Consider the following 18,949-nt stretch of genomic DNA (forward strand, 5'->3'; position numbering starts at 1 on the left):
ACCATGCGTCACATTCAACAGGAACGATGATGCTCTTCGTACGCCCCAGCCGCCTCGCGGATCTCGACGCGCTCGAACAGATGGCGCGCACCGCGCAACCGGTGCTGCATTCGTTGCCGCACGACCGGCGCGCGCTCGAAGCGCGCATCGCGCTGTCGGAAGACTCTTTTCGCGCGGAGGTCGATTTTCCGGGCGAGGAGTTCTATCTGTTCGTGCTCGAAGACAGCGCAAGCGGCAAGCTGATGGGCACGGCGAGCATCGTCGCCGCAGCCGGTTATTCGGACCCGTTCTACGCATTTCGCAACGACGCGCTGATTCACGCGTCGCGCGAACTGCACGTGAATCGCAAGATTCATGCGCTGACCATGTCGCATGAACTCACGGGTAAGAGCCGGCTCGCGGGTTATTACATCGATCCGTCACTGCGTAACGATGCCGCCGCGCATCTGATGTCGCGTGCGCGGATGATGTACATCGCCGCGAATCGCAAGCGCTTTACGCCCGAGGTGTTCTCGCTGCTGCTCGGCGTTACGGATGAAAACGGCGTGTCGCCATTCTGGGAAGCGGTGGGGCGCAAGTTCTTCGGCCGCAATTTCGCCGACATCGAAATCGAATCGGGTGGCCGCAGCCGCACGTTTATCGCTGAAGTGATGCCAACCTACCCGGTGTATGTCCCGTTGTTGCCGGAAGCGGCGCAGCGCGTGCTGGGCGAGCCGGATTCGAAAGCATGGCTTGCCTATGAAATTCATCAGGAAGAAGGCTTCGAGACCGACCGCTTCATCGATATCTTCGATGCGGGTCCAGTGTTGACCGCGCAGGTGGATCGCAGCGCGTGTGTCACGCGTAACGAAACGCGCGTGGTGCATGAAGCCAACGAAACTCATGCTGCGAATGCATCGATCTATCTGATCGCGCATAACGGTGACCACGGCGAATTCCGTTGCGTGCTCGGCGAATTGACGGCAGGAAAGGGTGCGGCGCTTGCACTCGAAGCGCGCGCCGCGCTCGGTGTACAGGAAGGCGATGCGGTGCGCTGTGTGCCGTTGCATCAACAGGATCAGGAAGAACCATCGGGAGAGGCGCAATGATCGTCGTTCGCGTTGTACAACGAGGCGATGTGGATGCGCTGATGCGGCTCGCGCAGGAAACCGGCCCCGGTCTCACCACGTTCAAGCCGGATCGCGATGCCCTCGCGGCGCGCGTCGAACGTGCGCGCCGTACGATGGAAGACAAAGCGGAGCCTCACGAAGCAGGCTACTTCTTCGTGATGGAAGACACCGATACCGGCGACGTCGCCGGTGTCTGCGGAATCGAAACGGCGGTGGGTCTGCAACAGCCGTTCTACAACTATCGCGTCAGCACGGTAGTGCACGCGAGTCAGGACCTCGGCATCTGGACCCGCATGAGCGCGCTGAACATCTCGCACGACCTGACCGGTTACGCCGAAGTGTGCTCGCTGTTCCTCAGCCCGCGTTATCGCACGAGTGGCGTGGGCGGTTTGCTGTCGCGCTCGCGCTTCATGTTTCTCGCGCAGTTTCGCGAGCGTTTTCCGCAGCGTCTGTGCGCGGAATTGCGCGGCCATTTCGATGCAGAAGGCACGTCGCCGTTCTGGCGCGCGGTCGGCTCGCATTTCTACCAGATCGACTTCAATGCCGCGGACTATTTGAGTTCGCACGGCCGCAAATCGTTTCTTGCGGAGTTGATGCCGCGCTATCCGGTGTACGTCGAGCTGCTGCCGGAAGAAGCGCAGAAATGCGTCGGCCTCACGCATAACGACACGATTCCCGCGCGCCGCATGCTCGAATCGGAAGGGCTGCGCTACGAGAATCACGTCGATATTTTCGACGCGGGTCCGGTGCTCGAATGCCATATCGCCGACTTGCGCACGGTCCGCGAGAGCGTGCTGGTGCCGGTCGAGATCGCCGATGTACCCGCAGGTGCTTCTCACGACGCACCGCGCTCGATGGTATCGAATACGTCACTCGGCGATTTTCGCGTAGGCATCGCGGCGGGCGTACCGCAAGCCGGCGTGTTCCGGATGAATGCAACGGAAGCCGCGGCACTCGACGTCAAGACAGGCGACCTGGTACGGGTGCTGCCGCTGAAACACAAACAGGGATGATCATGAGCGAGCTTTTCATCGACGGCGAATGGGCCGCCGGCACAGGACCCGCATTCGCATCGCGCAACCCGGGTACGGGCGCGACGGTTTGGGAAGGCCACAGCGCGTCGGCGGACGATGTCGATCGCGCCGTGCGCAGCGCACGCCGCGCGTTTGCGACGTGGTCGGCATTGAGCTTCGACGAACGTTGCGCCGTGGTGCGCCGCTTCGCCGCGCTCGTGACGGAGCGCAAGGAAGTGCTCGCCGAAGCGATTGGCCGCGAAACTGGCAAACCGCTGTGGGAAGCGCGCACCGAAGCGGCGTCGATGGCGGCGAAGGTCGAGATTTCGATTCAGGCCTATAACGAACGCACCGGCGAAAAGCGTTCGGCAATGGCAGACGGCACTGCCGTGTTGCGGCATCGTCCGCATGGCGTGGTCGCTGTGTTTGGGCCGTATAACTTTCCTGGACACTTGCCGAACGGGCATATCGTGCCCGCGCTGATCGCGGGTAACGCGGTCGTGTTCAAACCGTCCGAACTGGCGCCGGGCGTGGCTGCGGTCACCGTGCAGATCTGGCGCGACGCGGGCTTGCCCGCGGGCGTGCTGAATCTCGTGCAAGGCGAGAAGGACACGGGCATTGCGCTCGCCAATCACCGGCAGATCGATGGGCTGTTCTTTACCGGTAGTTCGGATACCGGAACATTGCTGCACAAACAATTCGGCGGACGTCCGGAGATCGTGCTCGCGCTGGAAATGGGCGGCAACAACCCGCTCGTGATCGGCCCGGTCGCGGATCTCGACGCCGCTGTGCATCACACGATCCAGTCGGCGTTTCTGTCGGCGGGGCAGCGCTGCACGTGCGCGCGCCGTATCTTCGTGCCGAACGATGCGAACGGCGAGCGCTTCGTCGCGCGGCTGACCGAGGTCACGTCGCGGATCAGTGTCGGCGAATATAACGCCGATCCGCAGCCGTTCATGGGCGCCGTGGTGTCGGCTCGCGCCGCTTCGCGACTGGTCGCTGCGCAGGAACGCCTGCTGGCCGACGGCGCGACGGCACTCCTCAAGATGGAGCAACGCGATCCGAAGCTGGGCTTCGTCACACCGGCCATTCTCGACGTGACCCACGTGAAGAATCTGCCCGACGAAGAACACTTCGGCCCGCTCGCGCAGATCATCCGTTACGACAGTTTCGACGAAGCGATCGACCGCGCCAACGACACCGAATTCGGTCTCTCCGCCGGTCTCCTCGCCGACGACGAAGCGCTGTGGACGCATTTCCAGCGCACCATCCGCGCGGGTATCGTCAACTGGAACCGGCCCACCAACGGTGCGTCGTCGGGCGCGCCGTTCGGCGGTCCGGGCCGCTCGGGCAACCACCGCCCGAGCGCGTATTACGCCGCCGACTACTGCGCGTACCCGATGGCCTCCGTCGAAAGCGCGCAACTGAACATGCCCGCGAGCGTCTCGCCGGGCCTTCAATTCTAAGGATCGACGATGCAAGCCACTGAAGCCAATTTCGACGGCCTGGTCGGCCCGACCCACAACTATGCGGGGCTGTCGTTCGGCAACGTCGCGTCGCAGAACAACGAGAAGTCGGTCGCGAATCCGAAGGCTGCGGCGCGGCAGGGTCTGCGCAAGATGAAGCAGTTGGCCGACCTCGGTTTTCATCAGGGCGTGTTGCCGCCGCAGGAGCGTCCGTCGATGCGTCTGTTGCGTGAACTCGGTTTTTCCGGCGACGACGCGACGGTCATCGCGCGAGTCGCGAAAGACGCGCCGGAATTGCTGGCCGCCGCGAGTTCGGCGTCGGCGATGTGGACCGCGAACGCGGCCACCGTGAGCCCGTCAGCGGATACGGGCGACGGGCGTGTGCATTTCACGCCCGCCAATCTGTGCAGCAAGTTGCATCGCGCGATCGAACATCAATCCACGCGTCACACGTTGAGCGCGATCTTCAACGATCACGATCGCTTCGTCATTCACGAGGCTCTGCCGGGCACGCCCGCACTCGGTGATGAAGGCGCGGCGAATCACACGCGTTTTTGCGCGGAATATGGCGCACGTGGCGTCGAATTCTTTGTGTACGGACGCAGCGAGTATCGTCGCGGACCGGAGCCGAAGCGCTTCCCCGCGCGCCAGACTTTCGAGGCGAGCCGCGCGGTCGCGCATCGTCATGGCTTGCAGGAAGCGGCCACCGTGTACGCGCAGCAGAACCCCGACGTGATCGACGCGGGCGTGTTTCACAACGACGTGATCGCCGTCGGCAACCGCAACACGCTGTTCTGCCATCAACTCGCGTTCGTCGAACAGAAGGCGGTGTACGACGAATTGCGCTCGAAGCTCGACGGCATGAAGGCCGGCTTCAACGTGATCGAAGTGCCCGACGCGCAAGTCAGTGTCGCCGACGCGGTGACCTCGTATCTGTTCAACAGCCAGTTGTTGACGCGTCCCCACGGCCGGCAGGTGCTGGTGGTGCCGCAGGAATGCCGCGAAAATCCGCGGGTTGCGGCGTATCTGGACGATCTGGGTTCGCAGGCCGGCCCGATCGACGACGTGCTGGTATTCGATCTGCGCGAGAGCATGAAGAACGGCGGCGGCCCGGCGTGCCTGCGTCTGCGGGTGGTACTCGACGACGCGGAGCGCGCGGCGGTTTCATCGGGCGTGTGGATCAACGACACGTTGTTCGGCCGTCTCGACACATGGATCGAAAAGCATTATCGCGACCGTCTCGCACCGTCCGATCTGACCGATCCGCAATTGCTGACGGAGTCGCGTACGGCGCTCGATGAACTGACGCAGATTCTCGGTTTGGGTTCGCTCTATGACTTCCAGCGCTGAGCAGGTGATGCCGGATTCGATGCTCGACGATTTTCTCGCTTATACGCTGGCCGGGACGCGGCCGTCGGCACAGGAATCGCAGGGCAGCTGCGCTAACGGCGCAGTGCACTGGTCGTGGCTGGACGACGGGGTTCTGCTCATGGAGCCCGCGACACCGCAGCCCCGCGAGGCAAGCGCACGCAGCGTGCTGGTTTCGGCTGGCGTGCATGGCGATGAAACCGCGCCGATCGAATTGCTGTCGTTTCTGGTCCGCGATATCTCAAGCGGTGCGGCTTCATTGACGTGCCGGCTGCTGGTGATCCTCGGCAATGTGGACGCGATGCGCGATGCGCACCGTTATCGCGACGACGATCTGAACCGTCTGTTCAGCGGTCGTCATCTGCAGGTGCCGGGAAGCCATGAGGCGCCGCGTGCCGCGGCGCTCGAGCAGGCCGCCGTGCAGTTCTTTGCGGCAGCGTCGAATGAACCCGGCGGACGCTGGCACATCGACATGCATACGGCGATCCGCGCATCGGCATTCGAGCAATTCGCGTTGCTGCCGCACACGGGCAAGCCGTTTTCTCGTGCCATGTTCGAGTGGCTCGGCAGCGCGCATATCAGCGCGGTGCTGCTGCACACCACCAAGGCCAACACGTATTCGCATTTCACCGCGGAGGCATGTAGTGCACAAGCGTGCACGCTCGAATTAGGCAAGGTGCGTCCCTTTGGCGAGAACGATCTGACGCGCTTCGCGGGCGCGGATCGGGCGGTGCGTGATCTGCTGGCCGGCACTCACGACGCCGCACCGGCAGCCATGCCGCGCGTATTCACCGTCATCGACCAGATCACCAAGCAGAGCGATGCATTCGAGCTACTGCTGGCGAAAGACGTCGCCAATTTCACGCCATTCGCGAAAAACACCTTGCTCGCCCGTGACGGCGACTATCGCTATGCCGTGCGTCACGACGAGGAGCGCATCGTGTTCCCGAACGCAACGGTCAAGCCGGGTTTGCGCGCCGGTCTGCTGGTGATCGAAACGACTCAGGACACCCTCTCGAAGCTTGTCTGAGCGGTCGCGGTCTTAGCTCTTTCGCGTTCTCTCCTTGCTTTGGCGCGACACAAACTTGCACCTTCCCCGTGCATCGCGTGCGTGTCGCGTCAGGCAGGCGCTTTCCCCCGCCCGCCAGGCGTGCTCCGCGAAGCCTGTACAATCTCGCCCTCGCGGCTGTTGCGCTGCACCAAACCGGCCGCACGAGTTTGAATCGCATTTTTGGCGCGGCAATCATGCCTGCGCAGATTCGACTCCGTTTTACTCAATACCGTATAGGAACACCCGTAATGAAGATGAATTGGCGAAACATGGCTGCGCTCGCGCTGTTCGCGACGGCAACGGTAGCGGCTGGCACGGCATCGGCCGCGGATATCAAGGAAGTGCGTTTTGGCGTCGAGGCGTCGTATGCGCCGTTCGAATCGAAGTCGCCGTCGGGCGAACTGCAAGGTTTCGACATCGACGTCGGCAATGCCGTGTGCGCGAAGCTGAAGGCGAAATGCGTGTGGGTCGAAAATTCGTTCGACGGCCTGATTCCGGCGCTGGAAGCGCGCAAGTTCAACGCGATCAACTCGGACATGACGATCACCGAGCAGCGTCGTCAGGCGGTTGATTTCACCGATCCGATCTACACGATCCCGAATCAGATGATCGCGAAGAAGGGCAGTGGTCTGCTGCCGACGCCGGCATCGCTGAAGGGCAAGCACGTGGGCGTGTTGCAGGGCACGATTCAGGAAACGTACGCGAAGGCACGCTGGGCACCGGCGGGTGTCGACGTCGTGCCGTATCAGACGCAGGACCAGATTTACGCCGACCTGGCTTCGGGTCGTCTGGACGCATCGTTCCAGGACGCGGAAGCGGCATCGAAGGGCTTTCTGAAGAAGCCACAAGGCGCGGGCTTTGAGTTCGCGGGTCCGGCCGTTTCCGACGAAAAACTGCTCGGCGCAGGCGTCGGTTATGGCATCCGCAAGAACGACAAGGCACTGAAGGACGCGCTCAATCAAGCGCTGAAGGAACTGAAGGCGGACGGCACGATCGACCGCCTCGCTGCGAAGTACTTCGACGTGAAGGTTGTGCTGCGGTAACAGAAGGATAGAGGGAAGGTTTGGCGCGAGGTAGTGCGCTTCAGGACGAACGGCCGCTGATGCGGCCGTTTGCTTTTGATGCGGCGTCAACGGTCGCAGCAGGATCGCACGCGAGCCAACGCGCGTGGGTGGAACGCTTTTGCACGACATCAGCGCACGGCGCGATTCCTCACGCGATTTTCTGTCGAACGCTGCGCCAATTATTTCGAGATATTGCGTTGCGGGCATGTGCTGGCAGGGATGGGCTGCGATAAAATCGCCGGGTTCACCGGGGGCGCGACGGGCCTTTGAGCGAGACACACGCTAACGGTGCAGCAAAATCAAATACAGCGGCACGCGCCAGGGCGGCGCCCAAGCGGGGGACTGGAATGACCACCATCGCAATCGAAACTGTGACGCAGACCGGCATGGCCGACGACGCGCAACTGATTGCCAGCTTTGCACGACAGCCGATCCTGAACCGGGACGGCATGCTGTGCGGTTACGAGATCAAGGTGCGCGCACCGGCAACGCCGGCTGCGGACGCCGAAGCACCAGCAGACGCAGACGCAAACGCCCAGGAGGGCTCGCCTGACAGCAAGCTCGACCCGGCACAACGCGTGGCGAGGGCGATCATCCGCGGGCTGACGCAGAGCGACCTGCGCAGCGCACTCACCGGACATCCGGCGTATTTCGACGTCAGTCGCGAGGTGTTGTTCGACGACGCGATTCTGCGATTGCCCGCCGATCGTTTTATGTTCGAACTGCCGCCAGGCATCGTCGTCGACGACGCATTGATCGCGCGTGTCGTGCATCTGCATGGTCGCCGTTATCGCTTTGTGCTCGACGAAGTGACCCAGCCCAACGAGACGTTCGCGAAGCTGCTGCCTTACGCGGAAGTCGTCAAGATCGATTTCGCGCGCGCGCCCGCTGCGTTGCTGCCCAAGCTGACGAGCGTGCTGAAATCGGCGGGCAAGTTGCTGCTCGCGTCGGGTGTCGATACGCCGGCCAGTTTCGAAGCAGCGCGTGGACTCGGCTTCGACCGTTTCCAGGGCTACTACTTCGCGCGTGCGCAGAATCTGACGACACGTCGCGTCAGCGCGCCGCGTCACGCGTTGCTGAATCTTTTGCAATTGCTGGCCGGCGACCCGACCGTCGCGCAACTCGAAGCCGAACTCAAGCTGAATCCGGTGCTGGTGATGCATCTGATGAAGCTGGCAAATTCGAGCGGCCTGGCGCTCGGCCATCGCGTCACCACGCTGCGCGACGCGATCATCGCGACCGGCACGAACCGCATCGCACGCTGGACGCAGTTGCTGCTCTATGCCGACGGCCGCAAGGTCGCGCTCGAAGACGACCCGTTGCTGCAACTCGCGGCGACCCGGGCGCGTTTCATGGAACTGGCGATCGAGCGCATGCCCGACGCTGGCCGCGATGAAGCGGACGCGGCGTTTCTGACCGGCGTGTTTTCATTCGTCGACGCGGTGTTCGGCGGTTCGCTGGAAAACACGTTGAACGTGTTGACGCTGTCGCGTCCGATCCAGGCCGCGATTCTGCATCGCGAGGGTACGCTGGGTTTGCTGCTAGGCGTGGTCGAAGCGCTGGAACTCGGCGCATGGGATCAGATCGAGAAGCTGTGCGCGCGCTCGCAAACGTTGACGGTAGAAGAGGTCGCGCAAATGGGACTGGCTGCCGGCGCATGGGCCGGTGTCGCGGACCGCAGCGCGGAAGGTCTGGAAAGGATCGAGGACTGAGAGGTCCACGCTCACAGGTGAAAAGCGAGCCTTGAAAAAGGCTCGCTGAACAACGCGTTGGGCCGACGGCCATCAACGTATCAACGTGGGTTGTCGTCAGAGGGCCGCTCACGCAGCGCATGCGGGTCAAACCTCGAACTCGACGATCCACTCAACTACCCGCTCAACGTCGGGCAGATGCAAAACCGGTGAAGAGTGAAGCGCGGTGATCAACGATCACGCCACGCCTTCACATCATCTCCATTTCCCGCATCTGCCCCAGGCCGAAAAAACGCCCTAACTCCTTGGCCATTTCGTTGAGCACGCTCATCTCCTTCTGCGAGATGCGGCGGGGTTCCTGCGTATGAGACCAGTCGCCGTACAGCAAGGCCACCGTCTGGTCACTTTCATCGACAACCGGCAGTAGCACGAATGCGCGGGCGTCGTCGAATGAACGGCGGAACCACTCCGGTAATCGCGCGACCATCTTCGGGTCACGCGCGTTCTCGATGAAGATGCCGACCGAATTCGCAATCGCGAGATGGAACACGTCGGGCTCGAATGCGGTGTTGAAGGTCAGCTTCGGCAGTGCCGCGTCGATCTTCGGACCGAGGCCAAGGCGCGCCTTGAAGGTTCCGTTGCTGTGTTTGACGAACACCACGGTGCGCGCAAAGCCCAGGCCCGCGAGCACGGTTTCCGACGCCATTGCGAGGGCCGGCGCGAGCGGGCTGCCGTCCGGCAACTCGCGTAAGTCCTTCACGCCCGCCGCAATGCGCGCCTCGGGAGTGAGCGCTTCACGCGCCATCGCGTCCGCGTTCGCACGCAACTCGACGATCTCGGCCATCACCCCGTCGCCGCCTTCTTCGCGGGCCAGCGCCACGCTCATTTCGAGCAGCACCTCGGGGTCGGTGTTCAGCACGCCGCTATATTCCTGCGCGAGCGCGGCGATCTGCTGCTCACGCTCCCAGTCGGGCACGTTTTGCTGCGTGAGCACGTTGGCGACCGCCGTCGAGTAATTGGTGATCGCGCGCAGCCATTGCACCTGACGCGGCTGCTCGGTGTCCTGCGGATCGAATTCGCCCATGCCCGAGCGGATCATATCGGGCAAGCGCCAGCGCACTGCCGCTTCTTCGCCGATTTCGTCGAAGGTCACGCCGAGCACCAGCACGCACGCATCGGTTTCGAGCGCGCCGCCTTCGATATGCCGGCGAATCTGATCCCATTCGGCGTCGAGGTAGAACACCACCAGCAGTTTGCCGATCTGCCGCATCAGCGTGCACACCACGGCTTCCTCACCGGCGCGCAGATCGCCGCGCTCGGTCAGCTTGCGTGCGACGCAGCCCGACAGCAACGTACGGTTCAATTCGAGTTTGGCGTCGATGCGGCGCGGCGCGCTGTGATGAAAGTGATCGACGATTTTCAGACCGACGACGAGATGGCCGACCGCGTCCATGCCGAGCACCATCAACGCGCGCGACACGGTCGTGATATTGCCGCCGAAGGCCATGTACATCGCCGAGTTCGCGAGCCGCAGCACCTTTTGCGTGAGCGCGAAGTCCGACAGCACCACTTGCACGAGGCCGGTGAAGTCGAGGTCGTCGTTGTTCATCGCCGTCATGGTGGTGCGCAGCGACTGCGACAGCATAGGGAAATCGCCGCGCTCGCTCATTCGCGTCCAGAGCCGGTCGAGCACTGCCGCCTTTACCATGTGAGTCCCGCCAAAGCCATACATGTTCCAAAGAGTGCCACGCCGGCGCGAGGCCGGCTTGTTCCGTTGCGCAAGCGCTTCGCCCGCATCACTAGGCAGTATGCAGGTGAAGCGTGCGAGCTTCGAAACGCTGCGCGAGTTCGTCTGAGGGCAACGCCTTGCAGACGAGCCATCCCTGAATATGATCGCAGCCCATCTCGGTGAGGAGAGTGCGTTGTGCTTCCGTCTCAACGCCCTCGGCAACCAGTTCGAGATCGAGCGTCTGGGCGAGCCCGACGACCGCGCTAACGATTGCCTGATCGTTTCGCGAGGTTAGCAGATTCTCGACAAAACTCCGGTCGATCTTCAGCTTCGCGAGCGGGAAGCGTTGCAGGTAAGCCAGGCTCGAGTAACCGGTGCCGAAGTCGTCGACAGCAAACCGTATGCCCATCGCCGTCAACTCTTCGAGCAGACCCTTCGCATGCGCGGGGTCGTGCATCAGCAGACTCTCGGTGATCTCGAACACGACGCGGCGCGGGTCGATGCCGGTCAACTCGATCGCCTCGCGCACCGAATCCTTGAAGCGCGGATCGCGGAACTGCTGCGGCGATACGTTCACGGCCACGTACTGCAGGCAGATATCTTTTGCATCCCATTGAATCAATTGCATGCACGCGACCTTCAACACCCAGTTGCCGAGGAAGTTGATCAGGCCGATCGACTCCGCAAGCGGGATGAACATCGAAGGCGGCACGAGACCATGCACCGGATGCGACCAGCGGATCAACGCCTCGACGCCGACCACGCCATGCGTGCGGCTGCTCGTGATCGGCTGGAAGTGTAGCGAGAACTCGCCGTTACGCACACCATCGTAGAGGTCCGCCTCCAGTTTCAGGCGTTCGGCATCGGCGGGGTTGTCGTCGGGGACGTAGAACGCGAGCGTGTTGCCGCCGGCCGCCTTGGCTTGCAGCAACGCGTGATCGGCCCAGCGCAGCAGGTGAGTGTCGTGTGCGGCGGTGTCGTTTGCGTGCCGCACGTCCGGATACAGCGCAATGCCGATGCTCGCCGACAGGTGCACCTGCTGGCCCTTGAACACATACGGCTGCTGGATCGCGGTCAATAGACGGCGGGCGAGCGTTTCGGCAGCGGCCGCCGCGTCGGTGCGGCTCGCAGCGGGCTTCACGAGAATCGCAAACTCGTCGCTGGCCACGCGCGCCACGGTCTCGCTCGGGCTCGTCATGTTCAGCAGACGCCGCGACGTATCGCGCAGCATCTCGTCGCCAGCGTCGTAGCCGAGCGCGCGGTTCACCCGCTGATAGCCGTCGAGGTCGAGCAGCAGCAGCGCAGCCGGCGTGCCATGCGCGTCGGCCTGGCGTTGTGCATCGAGCAGCGCGGGAATCAGCGCGGATTGATTGGGAAGGTTGGTGAGACGGTCCAGATGCAGCGCCTGGGTCAGACGTTCTTCGGTGGCGCGCCAGGCCGACACGTCGAATGCGGCAATCGCATAGCCGTCGATACCGTTATGGTTGCTGCGCACCACGCGCAACTCGACGGTGATCGGATAGGTGAGCGATTTGATCAGCCCGAGCGTGGCCTTCTCGACGTTGCCCGAAGCGGCGGCCAGCACGAGCAATGCGTCGAGGCTCGCCACATCGGCGGGCGCGACCAGATCGTGCAGCGTGATCGTCTCGAGATACTCACGGTGATAGCCGATGAAGCGCAGACTCGCATCGGAGACGTAAATGAAGCGCAATGCGTCGTCCACATGCGCCAGCAGGTCGACCGCGCCGACCACCTGTTCAAGTTGCGCAGCTTGGCTTACGCCGGTCTGCGGTATGACGTCCTCGCGCCGGCCGAACGCACGAAGCCGGTCCATGACCGTGCGCACGGGGCCCCGGTGGGGGGCGGTGATCCTGTTCGCTTCCATGTTTATCGCTGGCAACCTGTATTCGTCTGCAGGCAGGCGGCTCGTGTTCCGCCGGTCGGGCGGGCGAGAGGTATCAAACCGCCCCATCAGAACGAGATAACGACTCGCGTGGATAAATCTTTAGCGACTACTGCAAAAAACTGTAAAAAACAACGGGTAAGGAAGTCGGTAAGGAAGTCGGCCGGCGTTGCGGCACCGTCCCAGGGTCGATTCGGTTAAAGTGGCAGCGCTTCGCGTCCGTTAATACGGCAAACCTGTTGTGCAGTGTCGGCCGTGACGTCGCTGCTGCGTAGCTTTTCCGAACACTTGCACCGATGATCCATGTCCGAACGTCATATTGCCAGGATCCCACCCCGGCACATCGAAGTGCTTGAGTCGCTTGTCGACGGCACCGGACCGGACTCCATCACGCAGTTCGTCTACCTGGGCCGACAGCCGATCCTCGATCGCGACGGTGCGCTCAACGCCTACGAACTGCTGTTTCGAGCCGGCGCGCATAACTACGCCGAAATCAGCGACGATGCGCAGGCCACCGCGCAGGTCGTCGCACGCACGATCGGCGGGATCGGCGTGCCTTCGGTGCTCGGCCATCATCGCGGCTTCGTCAACATGGACCGGGCGCTGCTGTTTAACGACATCGTCCATCTGATGCCGCCCGATCGCTTCGTGCTCGAAATCCTCGAGACCGTGCGGTTCGACGCGCATCTGGCGCGCCGGCTCGGCGAGTTGCGGCGCGCGGGCTTTCTGATTGCGCTGGACGACGTCAGCGAACTGTCGGACGAACTGATCGGCGCGCTGCCTTACGTCGACATCGTCAAGATCGATTTCCTGCAGACCGGGCGCGAGACGCTCGCCAAGCTGGCTTCCATGGTGCGCAACCACGGCAAGACGCTGCTCGCGGAGAAGGTCGAAACGCGCGAGGACTTCGCGCTCGCGCGCGAACTCGGCTTCGATCTGTTCCAGGGTTACTTTTTCGCCCGGCCGCAGGTACTGGTCGCGCCGCGCAACCGTTCGTCGCGGCCGGGTCTGCTGCGGTTGCTGGCGCTGTTGTCGCGCGATGCCGGGATTGCCGAACTGGAAGCCGAACTGAAGCTGAATCCGAGCGTAGTGGTGCAACTGCTGCGCCTCGTCAATTCGAGTGCGTTTGGGCTGGGGCGCAAGATTGCGTCGCTGCGCGAGGCGATCATCGCCACCGGCACACGGCAGATTGCGCGCTGGGCGCAACTGCTGCTTTACGCGGACGGCGGCGATCTGCCGTGGAGCGCCGATCCGCTGGTGCAACTGGCCGGCACGCGTTCGCGCTTCATGGAGCTGGCCGCGAACTGGCTGCGTCCGTCAGATGAAGATTTCGCCGATGCCGCGTTCATGACCGGCATCTTCTCGCTGGTCCACGTGGTGCTCGGCAGTACGCCGTGCGAGGTGCTGGACAAGCTCGGCCTCGCGCCGCAGATTCGCGATGCGATCGTGCTGCGCAATGGCGCGCTTGGCGCGCTGCTGCGTCTGGCCGAAGCGGCTGAAGAGGGCGATGCGGCGTCGCTCGCGCCTGGCCACGACGCGCCGGCCGGCTTCGAGGCGCTGACGCCCGATGTGCTGTCGGAGTTGAATCTCTCCGCAGCGGCCTGGTTCGGCGCGCATATCGCAGAAGTGGCGGTCTGACGCTCGACATCAGGCGGCTTTCTGCAGGCTGACAAGTGATCATCAACGGGGGGCGCGTGCATCGCGCCCCCCGTTTGCGTTGCGCGTTCCGGTTGCCGGCGTGTACGCATTCCGTGCGTCCGTGTTCCAATAGCGGGCAGAGGTGGCTGGCTTGTCTACCGGAGCCGCCTCCCCCTATTCATTGGACGACGCGCGAGCATTCACGCACAGAGGAGCAACAGATGAAAAGGAAAATCAGATCGGCAGCGTTGGCCGCGGTGATGTCGGCCGGATTCGCGATGTTTTCGTTGACGGCCTCGGCGACGCTCAAGCCTGGCGACGAAGCGCCGACCTTCACCACGCAGGCTTCGCTGGGCGGCAAGACGTACACGTATTCGCTCGCCGATGAGCTGAAGAAAGGGCCGGTCGTGGTGTATTTCTACCCGGCGGCTTTCACCAAGGGCTGCACGATCGAAGCCCATGAATTCGCCGATGCAGTCGACGAATACAAGAAATATGGCGCAACGGTGATCGGCGTATCGCACGACAACATCGACACGCTGACGAAGTTTTCCGTGAGCGAATGCCGCAGCAAATTCCCGGTCGCCGCGGACGCCGATTCGAAAGTGATCGGCGCGTACGATGCCGGCATGCCGCTGCATAACTCGATGGCCAATCGCGTGTCATACGTGATCGCGCCGGACGGCAAGATCATCTATGAGTACACGAGCCTGTCGCCGGAGAAGCACGTCGAAAATACGTTGAAGGCGGTGAAGGATTGGGCGGAGACGCATAAACAATAACGCGCTGGTACGCCGACGCCAGGTTCGGGCAGGCGATGCGTGTGGTCGTCGCGTAGGGGCTCAAGTATGGCGCGTATGGCCCGCTTGGGGCCCGTGCGTGGCTCACGCGTGGCCGTTTCCGGCAATGGCTTTTTGCGCGGCGTATGAGCCGGCATTGCACGTCGATCCGCTATCGCTCGTGCTAGGCTAAGTTTTTTTGTCTGGTGAGCTTGCGATGCCGATTATTGTTGCTTTGGCCGCGTTGATCGCGCTGGTGTATGGCGCAGTGCGAGCGTTCTACGCCCTCGAGGCGTCTTTTGGCTTGGCCGTTGCGGTTGGCGTGGCGATTGTCGTCGCGTTACTGGTAATTGCCGCGCTGGCGTATTGGTGGCGCCGCCGCAAGGAAGTCGCGCCGAATGTCCGCGACGGCGACTGGACTCACGAACTGAACGGAAGCTGGGGCGAGGTACGGCTCGCGGCGGGCAAGCGCTTGTGTGAGATCCGGCTTGGCGCGGAGCAGGGCGCTTATATCTTTGCCGATCTGCGTGGGGCCGAGGCGCAGAACCCAGGCGGCGAATGGAAGCTTGCGGTGCACGTCAAAGACCCCCGCCATAGCGACTGGCTCGTGCCGATGCAGAGCGAGCGGCAAGCGCGCCAATGGCAGCGGATCTTCTTGCTGGCGATAGACCAGAAGCTTTGAGCGAGGTGTTTTGCGCGGCGAGCGCGCGTTGAGTCGCGCTCGCGGGTTGTGCTTACTGCTTACTGCCTGGTGCTGACCGCTCACTGCCAGCACAACCCACGACGCAATTGAACATGGTGCTCACCCGAGCATCACGTTACGCAGACGGCGCAATGCCCGATCTGCGTGCTTTCCTCGACTCCCACCTCACGCGAACCCGGTCCATGTACAGATAGACGACCGGCGTCGTGTAAAGCGTGAGCATCTGGCTCACGATCAATCCCCCCACGATCGCGATACCAAGCGGAGCCCGCAATTCCGCGCCTTCGCCGCTGCCGAACGCCAGCGGCAATGCGCCGAGCAGCGCGGCGAACGTGGTCATCATGATCGGCCGGAAGCGCAGCAGACACGCCTGGAAAATCGCCTCACGCGACGACAGCCCCTGGCGCGACGCTTCGATCGCGAAGTCCACCATCATGATCGCGTTCTTCTTCACGATACCGATCAGCAGAATCACGCCGATCAGCGCAATGATGCTGAACTCGGTGTGAAACAGCAGCAGCGCGAGCAACGCGCCGACACCGGCTGACGGCAGGGTCGACAGAATGGTCAGCGGGTGGATGTAGCTCTCGTACAGCATCCCCAGCACGATATACACCGCCGCGAGCGCGGCGAGGATCAGGATCGGCTGGTCGGACATCGACTGCTGGAATGCCTGCGCGGTGCCCTGGAAGCTGCCGTGTATCGTGCCCGGCATGCCGATCTGCGCCATCGTGTCGTAAATCGCCGCAGTCGCCGTGGACAAGGACACGCCCGGCGGCAGATTGAACGAGATCGTCGACGCGACGAACTGGCTCTGGTGATTCACCGACAGCGGCGTCGTGCCCGGCCCGAAGCTCGCGATGGCCGACAACGGCACCATCGTTTCTTTCGACGTGGACACGGCCGAGCCCGACGACGCACTCGACTTGCCGCTCGCCGCAATCGAGTTGATCGCCTGATTGCGCGCGGAGTCGGCTGCAATGCTGGCCGCGCTCGTGGCCGTGGTGCCCGCCGCGCCGCCCGACGACGCGCTGGTCGTGGTCGAGGTAGTCGGCGTGGTGGTTACCGTGCCCGCCGGCGCATTGGTGGTCTGCGCGCCGCTCGCGCTGCCGCCCGACGTACTGATGTAAATCTGGTTCAGCATTTCCGGGCTTTGCCAGTATCGCGGCGCGACTTCCATCACGACGTGATACTGATTCAGCGGGTTGTAGATCGTCGACACCTGACGCTGGCCGAACGCGTCGTACAGCGTGTTGTCGATCTGCGCGGGCTTGATGCCCACGCGCGACGCGGTCGCGCGGTCGATCGTCACCATCGCTTCGAGGCCGCCTTGCTGCTGGTCGGAGTTCACGTCCGCGAGTTCGGGGCGCGCCTGCAGCGCTTCGGTCAGCTTGGGCCCCCACAGGTACAGGTCGGGCGTCGAGTCGGCAAGCAGCGTGAACTGGTACTGCGCGTTCGATTGCCGTCCGCCGACGCGAATGTCCTGCACCGCTTGCAGGAACGTGCGCGCACCGGCCACGTCGCCGAGCGGCGCGCGCAGTTGCTGGATCACTTCATCGGCGGAGAGCTTGCGCTCGCTTTTCGATTTCAGCGACACGAACATGAAACCCGAGTTGGTCTGCCGGCCGCCGGTGAAGCCGACCACGCTTTCGACGGCGGGATTCTTGCCGACGATGTCCATCATCTGCGCGAACTTGCCCTTCATCGCCTGGAACGACGTGCTCTGGTCGGCCTGGATGCCGCCGACGAGCCGCCCGGTGTCCTGCTGCGGGAAAAAGCCCTTCGGGATGATGATATACAGCCAGACGTTCAGGCCGATGGTCAGCAACAGGATCGTCACGATCAGCTTCGGATGCGCCAGCGCCCAGCCGAGCGAGCGCTCGTAGCCGCGCTGCAGCCACATGAAGCCGCGTTCGAGCCAGCGTCCGAAGCGGCCTTCTTCCTGTTTCTCGTGATGCTCTCGCAGCAGGCGCGAACACATCATTGGCGTGAGCGTGAGGGAGACGATCAGCGACACGCCGATAGCCAGCGACAACGTCAGCGCGAACTCGCGGAACAGCCGGCCGACAATGCCGCCCATCAGCAGGATGGGCAGGAACACGGCGACCAGCGAGATGCTGATCGACAGCACCGTGAAGCCGACTTCGCGTGCGCCGATGAACGCGGCCTTCATGCGCGGCACGCCGTTCTCGATATGCCGTGAGATGTTCTCCAGTACCACGATCGCGTCGTCGACCACGAAGCCGGTCGCGATGGTCAGCGCCATTAGCGACAGGTTGTCGATCGAGAAGCCCAGCATGTACATCGCGCCGAACGTGCCGATGATCGAGATCGGCACGGCCACGGTGGGAATCAGCGTGGCGCGCCAGTTGCGTAGGAACAGGAATACGACCATCACCACCAGCGCCACGGCGATCATCAGCGTGCGCTCGGTATCTTTCAACGACGCGCGGATCGTGATGGAGCGGTCGGAGGTTGGCGCGATGTCGACGTCGGCGGGCAGCGACGCATGCAGTTGCGGCAGCATCGCCTTCACGCGGTCGACCGTGTCGATGATGTTGGCGCCCGGCTGGCGGTACAGGATCACCAGCACCGAGTGCTTGCCGTTGAACAGGCCGAGATTGCGCAGATCCTCGACCGAATCGACCACCTCGCCCATGTCGGACAGCTTGACCGCCGCGCCGTTGCGATAGGCGATGACCAGGTCCTTGTATTGCGATGCCTTGCTCGCCTGGTCGTTGGTATAGATCTGCACGCGGTTGGCGCCGAATTCAATCGACCCTTTCGGGCTGTTCGCATTCGCCGCGGCCAGCGCCGCGCGCACGTCTTCGAGACCGATACCGTAGTGCGACAGCGCATTCGGCTCCAGTTCGACACGCACGGCCGGGTTGGCCGAACCGTTCACATCCACTTCGCCGACGCCGTCCACCTGCGACAACGACTGTTGCAGCACAGTCGCCGCCGAGTCGTACAACTGACCGGCGGTCAGCGTGTTCGACGTCAGCGCCAGAATCAGGATCGGCGCGTCGGCCGGATTGACCTTGTGGTACGTCGGGTTGCTGCGCAGGCTGGTGGGCAGATCGGCGCGCGCGGCGTTGATGGCGGCCTGCACGTCACGCGCGGCGCCGTCGATATCGCGGTTCAGACCGAACTGCATCGTGATCCGCGTCGAGCCGACCGAACTCTGCGAGGTCATTTCGGTGACGTCGGCAATCGAGCCGAGGTGCCGTTCGAGCGGACTCGCGACACTCGTGGCCACCGTCTCCGGGCTCCCGCCCGGCAACGAGGCCTGAACCGAGATGGTCGGGAAGTCGACCTGCGGCAGCGGAGCGACCGGCAGCTTCGTGAACGCGAACACGCCGGCCAGCGCGATGCCGATCGCCAGCAACGTGGTGGCGACCGGGCGGGAAATAAACGGACGCGACAGGTTCATCG

General features: G+C 63.2%; 13 protein-coding genes. 10 read left to right on the forward strand and 3 right to left on the reverse strand.

The window, feature by feature from the left end; all coding sequences use genetic code 11:
• Positions 1–29: 29 nt before the first annotated feature.
• The 7 genes from aruF (at position 30) to LMG28727_RS00680 (ending at position 8,783) form a co-directional block, all read left to right on the forward strand.
• Positions 30–1,088 (forward strand): arginine/ornithine succinyltransferase subunit alpha, encoded by a 1,059-nt coding sequence (aruF, locus tag LMG28727_RS00650; protein WP_201640800.1) that lies wholly within the window; start codon positions 30–32, stop codon positions 1,086–1,088.
• On the forward strand, positions 1,085–2,122 hold the full coding sequence (gene astA, locus LMG28727_RS00655; RefSeq protein WP_201640395.1) for an arginine N-succinyltransferase: 1,038 nt from the start codon (positions 1,085–1,087) through the stop codon (positions 2,120–2,122). Before aruF ends, astA begins: the two co-directional genes overlap by 4 nt.
• A gap of 2 nt (positions 2,123–2,124) precedes the next feature.
• Complete coding sequence (astD, locus tag LMG28727_RS00660) at positions 2,125–3,588, forward strand: succinylglutamate-semialdehyde dehydrogenase (RefSeq protein ID WP_201640396.1); 1,464 nt, start codon at positions 2,125–2,127, stop codon at positions 3,586–3,588.
• Positions 3,589–3,597: 9 nt separating this feature from the next.
• A complete protein-coding gene (gene astB / locus LMG28727_RS00665) occupies positions 3,598–4,938 on the forward strand; it encodes an N-succinylarginine dihydrolase (protein WP_201640397.1) in 1,341 nt (446 codons plus the stop codon).
• A complete protein-coding gene (gene astE / locus LMG28727_RS00670) occupies positions 4,922–5,986 on the forward strand; it encodes a succinylglutamate desuccinylase (protein WP_236591548.1) in 1,065 nt (354 codons plus the stop codon). Before astB ends, astE begins: the two co-directional genes overlap by 17 nt.
• Positions 5,987–6,255: 269 nt before the next feature.
• Positions 6,256–7,050: an ABC transporter substrate-binding protein gene (locus LMG28727_RS00675; protein WP_201640398.1), complete on the forward strand. Its 795-nt coding sequence runs from the start codon at positions 6,256–6,258 to the stop codon at positions 7,048–7,050.
• Positions 7,051–7,418: 368 nt separating this feature from the next.
• On the forward strand, positions 7,419–8,783 hold the full coding sequence (locus tag LMG28727_RS00680; protein WP_201640399.1) for an EAL and HDOD domain-containing protein: 1,365 nt from the start codon (positions 7,419–7,421) through the stop codon (positions 8,781–8,783).
• A 229-nt stretch (positions 8,784–9,012) separates the two neighbouring features.
• Here LMG28727_RS00680 and LMG28727_RS00685 read toward each other — a convergent pair whose 3' ends face one another.
• Positions 9,013–10,470, reverse strand: a complete 1,458-nt coding sequence (locus LMG28727_RS00685) for an HDOD domain-containing protein (protein ID WP_201640400.1) — start codon at positions 10,468–10,470, stop codon at positions 9,013–9,015.
• 91 nt (positions 10,471–10,561) lie between these two features.
• A complete protein-coding gene (locus tag LMG28727_RS00690) occupies positions 10,562–12,376 on the reverse strand; it encodes a putative bifunctional diguanylate cyclase/phosphodiesterase (RefSeq protein ID WP_236591549.1) in 1,815 nt (604 codons plus the stop codon).
• Between the two features lie 321 nt (positions 12,377–12,697).
• Between LMG28727_RS00690 and LMG28727_RS00695 the strand changes: the two genes are divergently transcribed.
• The 3 genes from LMG28727_RS00695 (at position 12,698) to LMG28727_RS00705 (ending at position 15,493) form a co-directional block, all read left to right on the forward strand.
• Complete coding sequence (locus LMG28727_RS00695; RefSeq protein WP_201640401.1) at positions 12,698–14,032, forward strand: EAL and HDOD domain-containing protein; 1,335 nt, start codon at positions 12,698–12,700, stop codon at positions 14,030–14,032.
• 221 nt (positions 14,033–14,253) lie between these two features.
• Complete coding sequence (locus tag LMG28727_RS00700) at positions 14,254–14,814, forward strand: peroxiredoxin (protein ID WP_201640402.1); 561 nt, start codon at positions 14,254–14,256, stop codon at positions 14,812–14,814.
• A 214-nt stretch (positions 14,815–15,028) separates the two neighbouring features.
• Positions 15,029–15,493, forward strand: a complete 465-nt coding sequence (locus tag LMG28727_RS00705) for a hypothetical protein (protein ID WP_201640403.1) — start codon at positions 15,029–15,031, stop codon at positions 15,491–15,493.
• Between the two features lie 136 nt (positions 15,494–15,629).
• Here LMG28727_RS00705 and LMG28727_RS00710 read toward each other — a convergent pair whose 3' ends face one another.
• Positions 15,630–18,947 (reverse strand): efflux RND transporter permease subunit, encoded by a 3,318-nt coding sequence (locus tag LMG28727_RS00710; protein ID WP_201640404.1) that lies wholly within the window; start codon positions 18,945–18,947, stop codon positions 15,630–15,632.
• Positions 18,948–18,949 lie beyond the last annotated feature (2 nt).

It is taken from the genome of Paraburkholderia metrosideri, assembly GCF_904848625.1.
GTDB classification, from domain to species: Bacteria; Pseudomonadota; Gammaproteobacteria; order Burkholderiales; family Burkholderiaceae; genus Paraburkholderia; species Paraburkholderia metrosideri.